Source organism: Streptomyces sp. A012304, from assembly GCF_026008495.1.
Classification (GTDB): Bacteria; Actinomycetota; Actinomycetes; order Streptomycetales; family Streptomycetaceae; genus Streptomyces.
In genome coordinates, this window is the sequence record NZ_BQUN01000076.1 from 8985 (window position 1) to 16145 (window position 7161).

At 69.9% G+C, this 7161-nt stretch carries 7 protein-coding genes and 1 pseudogene; 5 read left to right on the forward strand and 3 right to left on the reverse strand.

Annotation, left to right across the window (positions count from 1 at the left end; translation table 11 throughout):
- Positions 1-408 precede the first annotated feature (408 nt).
- Entirely contained in the window at positions 409-1803 is a 1395-nt protein-coding gene (locus ALMP_RS17300) for a Mucin-2 (RefSeq protein ID WP_264928934.1), read from the reverse strand.
- A 165-nt stretch (positions 1804-1968) separates the two neighbouring features.
- On the opposite strand from ALMP_RS17300, the gene ALMP_RS17305 reads away from it, so the two are divergent.
- The gene (locus ALMP_RS17305) at positions 1969-2670 is read left to right on the forward strand and encodes a VOC family protein (RefSeq protein WP_264928936.1); all 702 of its coding nucleotides are present in this window, start codon (positions 1969-1971) and stop codon (positions 2668-2670) included.
- Positions 2671-2981: 311 nt separating this feature from the next.
- On the opposite strand, the gene ALMP_RS17310 is transcribed toward ALMP_RS17305, so the two are convergent.
- Positions 2982-3854 carry a S1 family peptidase gene (locus ALMP_RS17310; protein ID WP_264928938.1) on the reverse strand — a complete coding sequence of 291 codons (873 nt, stop codon included), beginning with the start codon at positions 3852-3854 and terminating at the stop codon, positions 2982-2984.
- A gap of 389 nt (positions 3855-4243) precedes the next feature.
- Here ALMP_RS17310 and ALMP_RS17315 point away from each other — a divergent pair, with 389 nt between their 5' ends.
- From ALMP_RS17315 to ALMP_RS17325, 3 genes are all read left to right on the forward strand, one after another.
- On the forward strand, positions 4244-4978 hold the full coding sequence (locus ALMP_RS17315; RefSeq protein WP_264928940.1) for a hypothetical protein: 735 nt from the start codon (positions 4244-4246) through the stop codon (positions 4976-4978).
- Positions 4979-5077: 99 nt separating this feature from the next.
- Positions 5078-5665: a 3'-5' exonuclease gene (locus ALMP_RS17320; RefSeq protein ID WP_264928942.1), complete on the forward strand. Its 588-nt coding sequence runs from the start codon at positions 5078-5080 to the stop codon at positions 5663-5665.
- A 65-nt stretch (positions 5666-5730) separates the two neighbouring features.
- Positions 5731-6237 (forward strand): GNAT family N-acetyltransferase, encoded by a 507-nt coding sequence (locus ALMP_RS17325; RefSeq protein ID WP_264928944.1) that lies wholly within the window; start codon positions 5731-5733, stop codon positions 6235-6237.
- A gap of 6 nt (positions 6238-6243) precedes the next feature.
- On the opposite strand, the pseudogene ALMP_RS17330 reads toward ALMP_RS17325, so the two are convergent.
- A pseudogene (locus tag ALMP_RS17330) lies at positions 6244-6564 on the reverse strand (IS630 family transposase); the annotation flags it as partial.
- 110 nt (positions 6565-6674) lie between these two features.
- Here ALMP_RS17330 and ALMP_RS17335 point away from each other — a divergent pair.
- On the forward strand, positions 6675-6899 hold the full coding sequence (locus ALMP_RS17335) for an IS110 family transposase (RefSeq protein ID WP_264928945.1): 225 nt from the start codon (positions 6675-6677) through the stop codon (positions 6897-6899).
- Positions 6900-7161: the final 262 nt, after the last annotated feature.

Below are 7161 nucleotides of genomic sequence, written 5' to 3' on the forward strand. Positions count from 1 at the left end.
GAGCCGGCTTTCTTCTGTCGCAGGTTCCGCCTGGAAGGGCGGAGCTGCGGGGATCGCATATGCGTGACCGGGGACCACCTTCCAATCCGGGGCCTGCGGTGACCCGAGCGGACTGCTTCCTCGCCCGGGCGATCCTGATGGCGTTCTGCTCCTTACCTTCGGTTACTCGGTTGTACTGCTGGATACCGCGGGTACTGCTTGCGCGGCAGTTCGTGTCTGCCGTGCCATCTCGACTTCCTGAGTACAGCAAAAACGGTAACCCTGCGGCGGCCCGATGTCTACTGTCGTCGCAACAGATTTTCTGTAAGGTTGACGCGTAAACTTCTGCTGCGGTGGGGCTGGAGGAACTCTTCCATCGCCGCGGCTGCCGTGTCTCCGGTACGGGCGGTCACCGAGAGGCGGGGCGCGTCATCCGGGGACGCCGGCCTCGTCCATGACCGCGGCCATCTCACCCGGCGGCAGGGCCGGGTTGGTGCCCGCGCTGTAGGCCAGCTCCGGCACGGCGAGGACTTCGAGGAGCCGAGGGAGCGGCAGGCGGGGGTCGCGGGCCGCCGCCTGCCGCGTCCAGACGTCCGGGTCGTGACTGAGCCGCTCGATCAGCTCGGGGCCGGCGGCGGGGTCGCGGACCGCGAGCTGCCGGTAGATCGCGTCCGGATGGTCCGCGAAGCGGGCGGCTAGGCCCTCGCGGGGGAAGCGGGGGTGGCCGGTCGCCATCCAGGCGGAGAACGTCCCGCCGAGCCAGGCGTACACGCTCATCAGGACCTTCTCGGGAGTGTCCGGATGGTGCACGGCCAGGTGGGTGTGTACGAGGACGTCCGTGTCCTCGGCCAGAAGCCGCAGCAGATCGGGCGGCAGATGAGGGCTGCGGGCCGCGGCGCGGCGCAGCAGGGGATGGGCGGAGGTCGCGGCCCGGCGCAGCACGTCCGGATCGGCGAGGCCGGCCGTCACCCAGTCCACGTCGTCGCGGGCGTGCGGGTCCACGGTGAAGTCGATCGCGGCGCGTCGGTCTTCGGTCAGCTCGGGCCTCAGGGAGACGGCGAGCCGCACCCTGTCGTCGGGGTGGACGGCGAGACGGTCCACGAGGTCGGCGGGCAGGGACGGATTGCCGGCGAGTTCGACCAGGTGGACGCCGTCGGCGAGGAACCGCTCGGCGTCCGCGCGATGGAGCAGCCCGCGGCGCAGTGCCCCGGGCAGGGTGGCGGGATCGTCGAGCAGCGCCGCCGTGAGCTGTGCGTCGTGAGGACACGCGCACTGCGCGGCGGACCGCCGTACTCGTGGGTCGGGGTCGTCGAGCAGTGCGGCACGCCCCTCCGCGGGCAATTCGTCCCACACGCGCAGCGCGGCGCGTCGTGCGGCCGGATCGGGATGTGCGACCAGGGAGGCGAGGAAAGGCGTCGCCAAGTGGGGCGAGTGCAACAGCGCGATCCGCACGGAGGGTTCGGGATCCTCCAGGAGGCGACCGCACACGGCGTCCGGCAACGGGCGGACCTTGGTCCGGTGATCGTGGGTCCACTCGGGTCCGGATGCGACGGCGGCCCGCACCTTGGGCGAGGGGTCGTCCGCGAGCCGGGCCCGCTGCTCGGGATCCGCCTGGCCGCTCATCGCGAACTGGACGCGCACGTCCACGATCGGGTGGGCGACGACAGCGGAGACGGCCTGCTCGGGCAGCCCCGGCCGGTGGAGGACCTGGAAGGGCGGGCCCTGGCCCTCGCCCTCGAAGGCGATCAGCCGCAGCAGCAGCGGCGTGGGGACGGCCGGGTTGGCGGCGACTCCGTCCAGCGCGGAGGAGTGGAAGGCGACCATGTCTCAGCTCTCCGCCCCGCCGCTTCGCGCACGGCCCTTCGGGCGTCTGCGCGGCATGGGCTCTTCGGGTCAACTGGGCCCGTCATCCTGCCATGAACCCAACAACGTGATACTCGACGCCGCAGGGACTGGCCCCCACTAGTCAAACTTGACTAGGTTGGGGGTATGAGCGAAGAGACCATCCCGATGCTGCCGTGCCGGAGCCTCCAGCCCGTTCTCGACTTCTACACCGTCCTCGGGTTCGAGGTGACCTTCCGCCAGAAGAGCCCCAACCCGTACGCCGTCGTGCAACGCGGCGGCATCCAGCTCCACTTCTTCGGCATGAAGAAGTACGAACCGACGGAGTCGTACAGCACGTGCTACATCCGCACCGACGACGTCGACGCGTTGCACGAGGCCTTCCGGACCGGACTCAAGGCGGCGTACGGAAGGGTCCCGACCCGCGGTCTGCCGCGCATAGGGTCGCTGAAGGACACGTCGCACGGCGTACGGCAGTTCCTCGTGACCGATCCGGGCGGCAACTGCCTGCGCATCGGGCAGCCGACAAGTCGCGACCACCACCACCGGCCCGCACCCGAGGAGCCCTTCTCCCGGGCGTTGCACCACGCGGCCCTCCTCGCGGACTCGAGGGACGACCCGGCCGGCGCCGCGAAGATCATCGAGCGGGTGTTGCGCAGGGCGGACGAGCGGCCCACACCCGTGCAGCTGCTTCGCCTTCTCGTGCTCCGTGCGGATGTCGCACGGCGCCTCGGTGACGAGACGACGGCGACGTCCGCGCTCGCCGAGGCCGAGGCGGTCCATCTCACCGCGGAGGAGCGCAGGGCGGTGCGCGACGACCTGGAGCGTCTTGAGGAACTGCGCGGCTGAGGACAGGGGCGGGGGCAGCGCGTTCCGATCGGGGGCGTCCAGGGGCCGCCGGCGCTCAGCCCACGTCCGGGCCGGCCCGATCGGGAACCTGCGTTCCCGATCGGCCAGCGGCGTCCTGCGGCGCACCGCTACGCGGTCCGGCGTGCGCCCCGCGCGCACCATCAGTCGGGTGACCGCGTCAGCACACCGCCGGAAGGCTTCCCGTCCGGCCGCCGGACGGGCCCGCCGGGCGACGGCTCGTCAGAGCACCGGTCGGCGGGCCCGGCAGCGCGGCAGGGCGCTGCGGAGGTGGCGTGCTGTGCCCGGGCGCGCTACGGCAGTTTCACGAACGGTGCCAGGAAGGCGCGGGCGCCCGGGGTGTCCAGGCGGTACGCCACGTTCGTCGCGTAGCACGGGCCGTCGCCGGTGATCGTGGTGGCCGCGAGCACGTTCCGGCCGCCGATCACGGCGAAGTTGGGGCCGCCGGAGTCGCCGTAGCAGGCACCGCCGTTGCCCTGGGGTTCGGTCATCGCCAGGCGGACCCACGCGTCGTTGAGGGCGTCGAAGGTGACAGGCGCCTTCATCCGGACGCCGCCGCCGGGGTGGGTCTGGCCGCCGGGGCCGCGCTGGGCCTCCTGGGTGCCGTATCCGGCGACGAACCAGTCGGTGGAGTTCAGCGCCTGCGGGCCGAGCGCGCCGAGCCGGTCGGCGGTGGGCAGGGTGGCCGGAGTGAAGGTCCAGCGGGCCTTGACCTTGGCCGCGGGCAGCTCGATCACCGAGATGTCGCGCGTGTCGGACGCGGGCCCGGGGTAGTCGGGGTGGCTGTGGGCGGTGCCCTGTACGGCGACGGCGCCCGCCTGCGCGGCCGGATCGCCGGGGTACTTCTTCGCGGCGGCGTCGAGGCCGGCCTGCACGTCCTGGTCCAGAGACACGTAGAACTTCACGTTGTCGGGCCAGTCGGTGGTGCAGTGCGCGGCGGTCAGGAACGTGTCCGCGTCGATCATGGTTCCGGAGCAGACCCAGTCGACCCGGTCGGGTGTCGTGGGGTCGCCGTCGTTGTCCCAGGTCGCGACGAGCGCGCCCACCTCGGTGCGCTCGGGTGCGGGCGTCGCGTTGTACGAGTTGATGGCCGAGGACGGCAGGGCGGTGGCCAGCACGGCGGCACAGGCTGCGGCGGTGACGGCGGAGGCGCGTAGGGCGGTCAAGAGAAACCCTTCTACAGGTGGGACGGGTGTTCTCCTGTGGGGGGAGCAGCGCCAGTGAAGCGCCTGCGGGCGGCCGGGACAAGAGCACGCCCGCCCTTCCAGGGTTTTCCCTCTATAGGGGCTGCGGGCGGTCAGCCTGGCGCGCACAGCGGTCGCCGTCGCACGGTGAAGGACACCGACGGGCATCGCGGGGAGCAGCCGAACGCGAGGCTGAGCGCCCCGTAGTGCGCCACTGCGGGACCAAGTTGCCGGTGATCGTCAGTATGGGCTGCCGGTTGTCAGTGGAAGTACGCAACGGGTTGCGTATTTCCGGGGTGGGGGATTCCCGGAGCGGGTGGGTCGTCAGTGCGGGCGCCTACGGTGTCGGCCATGGAGACGATCTACCGGACGTGGGCGGAGACGGTCACTCTGTTCGAGCGACGCGGCTTCCCGCAGGTGTCCTACGACAGCCTGGACGAGGACGAGTACATCCTGCACCCGGGCCCTCGGCGCTGCCCGGCTCGCTCTGGCTGGACGACCACCAGTACCGGCACCAGAATCCCTGGATCAAGGCAGGTGGCCGACCCGAGTACGAGGGAATCGACGGCGCGGTCTCCGGATACGTCATCGACGGCGACCTCCACGTCGACGGCAACATCCTCAACCTGGATCACGGCAGCCCGTCGCTGATCGTGCTCGGCGACTTGAAAGCCGCCAACCTCGTCCTCACCGGCACCTCCCGCCTCCTGGTCCAGGGCGACATCGAGGTCGAGACCTTCCTCGGCAACTCCACCGACCAACACGTCGAAGTGCTCGGTGACCTGCGAGCCGCGCTGGCGATCATGTGGGACGAGTTCCTTCCCGAGGTCGGCGGGCGCCTGCGCGGGCGGGCTCTGGTGCCCGACCATGTCGACCTCGACGGCCACGGCCTTGCCGTCGAGGATCCGGCGCCGCACGCAGGCCTGGCCGACCTGCTGGTGCCGGAAGTCCTCCTCGCCGACGGCGACACACCCGGCGAGGACCTCTACCTCGCCGACACGGGCCTGCGGTATGAGCACATGATCGACCGGCTGGTGCGGGGGCTGCCGGTGATGCGCGGTGGGCGCACGGTCACCCCGCTGGAGGAACTGCCGCCGAAGCAGTAAGAGGTTCCCACGTCGTTCTCGGTCGGCGTTGTCCGTTCCTGGCGGCCGGCGGGAGAAATCGAGGTGCCGTCACCGGGCGCGCATCCTTACCCTCGCCCCATGCCCCACGAACCCGTCCTGCTGAACGTCATCGATGTGGAAGCCACCTGCTGGGACGGACAGCCGCCGCCCGGCTCTGTGAACGAGATCATCGAGATCGGTCTCACCGTCGTGGACGTGTCGGCACGGCGCCGCGTGTCCCGGCACCGTATCTTGGTCCGCCCCGTCCGGTCGGCGGTGAGCGACTTCTGCACCGAACTGACCGGCCTGACGCAGGCCGAGGTGGAACGGGGCGTCACCTTCGCCGAGGCGTGCCGGATCCTCGTCGAGGAGTACGCGGCCGGGGAGCGCCCCTGGGCGAGCTGGGGCGAGTACGACCGGCGGCAGTTTGCTCGACAGAGTCAGGCCGACGGGGTGGCCTACCCGTTCGGCTATCCGACGGAACGCACCCACACCAACGCCAAGGCCGTGTTCGCCACGGCATACGGGCTGCGGAGGAAACCCGGCATGGACCACGCCCTACAGATCGCCGGACTGCCGCTCGAGGGACGCCATCACCGCGGCGAGGACGACGCGTGGAACATCGCGGCACTCGTCCTCGATCTGTTGGGCCGCGGGGCATGGCCCGTCACGACCACAGCCGTCTAGCTAGTGCTGTGACCGAGAGGGTTCGCCGGGTGGGCGCTGATCTGGCGGGTGGCAGGATTCGTCGTATGGCTGACAGCGACTACTCGTTGCGGATGGCAAGGGCTGACGATGCGGGCTTCCTCGCGGACATGCTCGTGGCTGCAGTTGACTGGAACCCTGCTCGGGAAGCGATCGGCCGCGATCGTGTCCTCAGGGATCGCCACACGGCGCACTACGTCGAGGACTGGCCTCGACCGGGTGATCTCGGAGTGGTTGCGGTCGAGACAGGCGGACAACCGATCGGCGCGGCCTGGCTGCGGCTGTTCAGCTCTGATGATCCCGGTTATGGGTTTGTGGCGGAGGACGTTCCGGAACTCTCCGTAGGCGTACTCCCGCCGTGGCGGGGCCAAGGAGTGGGACGTGCCCTGGTGACCGAGCTGGCTCGGAGGGCGGCGGAACACGGCTTCGCCCGAATCTCTTTGAGCGTCGAGCGGGCGAACCGCGCACGCCGTCTCTACGCCGCCGAAGGATTCACGACCGTCGAATCGGGACCGGACTCCGACACCATGGTCATGGTCCTCTCCGAGTGGTGACATCGGTCATGCCGCGGCAGGAAGTGCCGGCCGACCACCCCAGCGGGTGCCCTTCTCGCTACGGGTGCGGGCGCGCTCCTTGCGCTGGGCGGCGAGGACGTCGGGGTGGCGGGCGTTGGCGTTGCGCCAGCGCAGGTAGCGGTGCAGGGCCCGCGTCTGCGCGGGGTGGCTGCGATGGTGGGAGTTGGCCAGGGTGAGCTGTCGCGGCGGACCGAAGTGTGCCTCGATCGGGTTGGTCCAGGAGGCGTAGGTCGGGGTGAAGCACAGCTCGACCTTGTTCTTCTTGACCAAGCGGCGGATGTCCGCTCCGATGTGGGCGGAGAGGTTGTGGGGACGCCCCGTAACTGCTGATTAAGAGTGGCGACTCGATCGCTTGTACGGACTTGCTTCAGGGGTGGCCTGGCACTTCCTGTTCGTGTTCGATCTGGAGAGGCGAGATGACGCAACGGCCGCCACAAATATGGGCCGGGATCGACGTGGGGAAAGGGCATCACTGGATCACCGTGGTCGATGCCGATGGCGACCCACTGTGGAACCGCAAGGTGATCAACTCCGAGACCGACATCCTGACCGTATTCGGTGAGGTTATGGACGCAGCCGACCAGGTGACGTGGGCACTTGACCTCGTTGACGGGCCAGCAGCGTTGCTGCTACTGCCGTGACCGGGAAGGTTCGCCGGGTTGCTGCTCGCGGGTCGCCGCGGCATCGGTCCTCCGAATGGTGGAAGCCTGCGCGCGGCCGAGGCCCGGACGTGGTCGGCTGAAGGCAGTATCACGCGGTGACGGCTTTGACCTGGCTCACCGACGGCCATCCGCGTGGGCACGTCTTGGCACGGCGAAAGGAGCGGCCATGACCAGCCACACAGTCCAGGACCGGCTGTTCATTGGCGGGGACATGGTCTCGCCTGCCTCGGAAGACGTGATC

Excerpts from the sequence above, each read along its gene's own strand:
- ALMP_RS17300 (WP_264928934.1), bottom strand. The coding sequence starts at position 1,803 with ATGGTCGCCTTCCACTCCTCCGCGCTGGACGGAGTCGCCGCCAACCCG.
- ALMP_RS17325 (WP_264928944.1), top strand. The coding sequence starts at position 5,731 with ATGGCTGACAGCGACTACTCGTTGCGGATGGCAAGGGCTGACGATGCG.
- ALMP_RS17335 (WP_264928945.1), top strand. The coding sequence starts at position 6,675 with ATGACGCAACGGCCGCCACAAATATGGGCCGGGATCGACGTGGGGAAA.
- ALMP_RS17320 (WP_264928942.1), top strand. The coding sequence starts at position 5,078 with ATGCCCCACGAACCCGTCCTGCTGAACGTCATCGATGTGGAAGCCACC.
- ALMP_RS17305 (WP_264928936.1), top strand. The coding sequence starts at position 1,969 with ATGAGCGAAGAGACCATCCCGATGCTGCCGTGCCGGAGCCTCCAGCCC.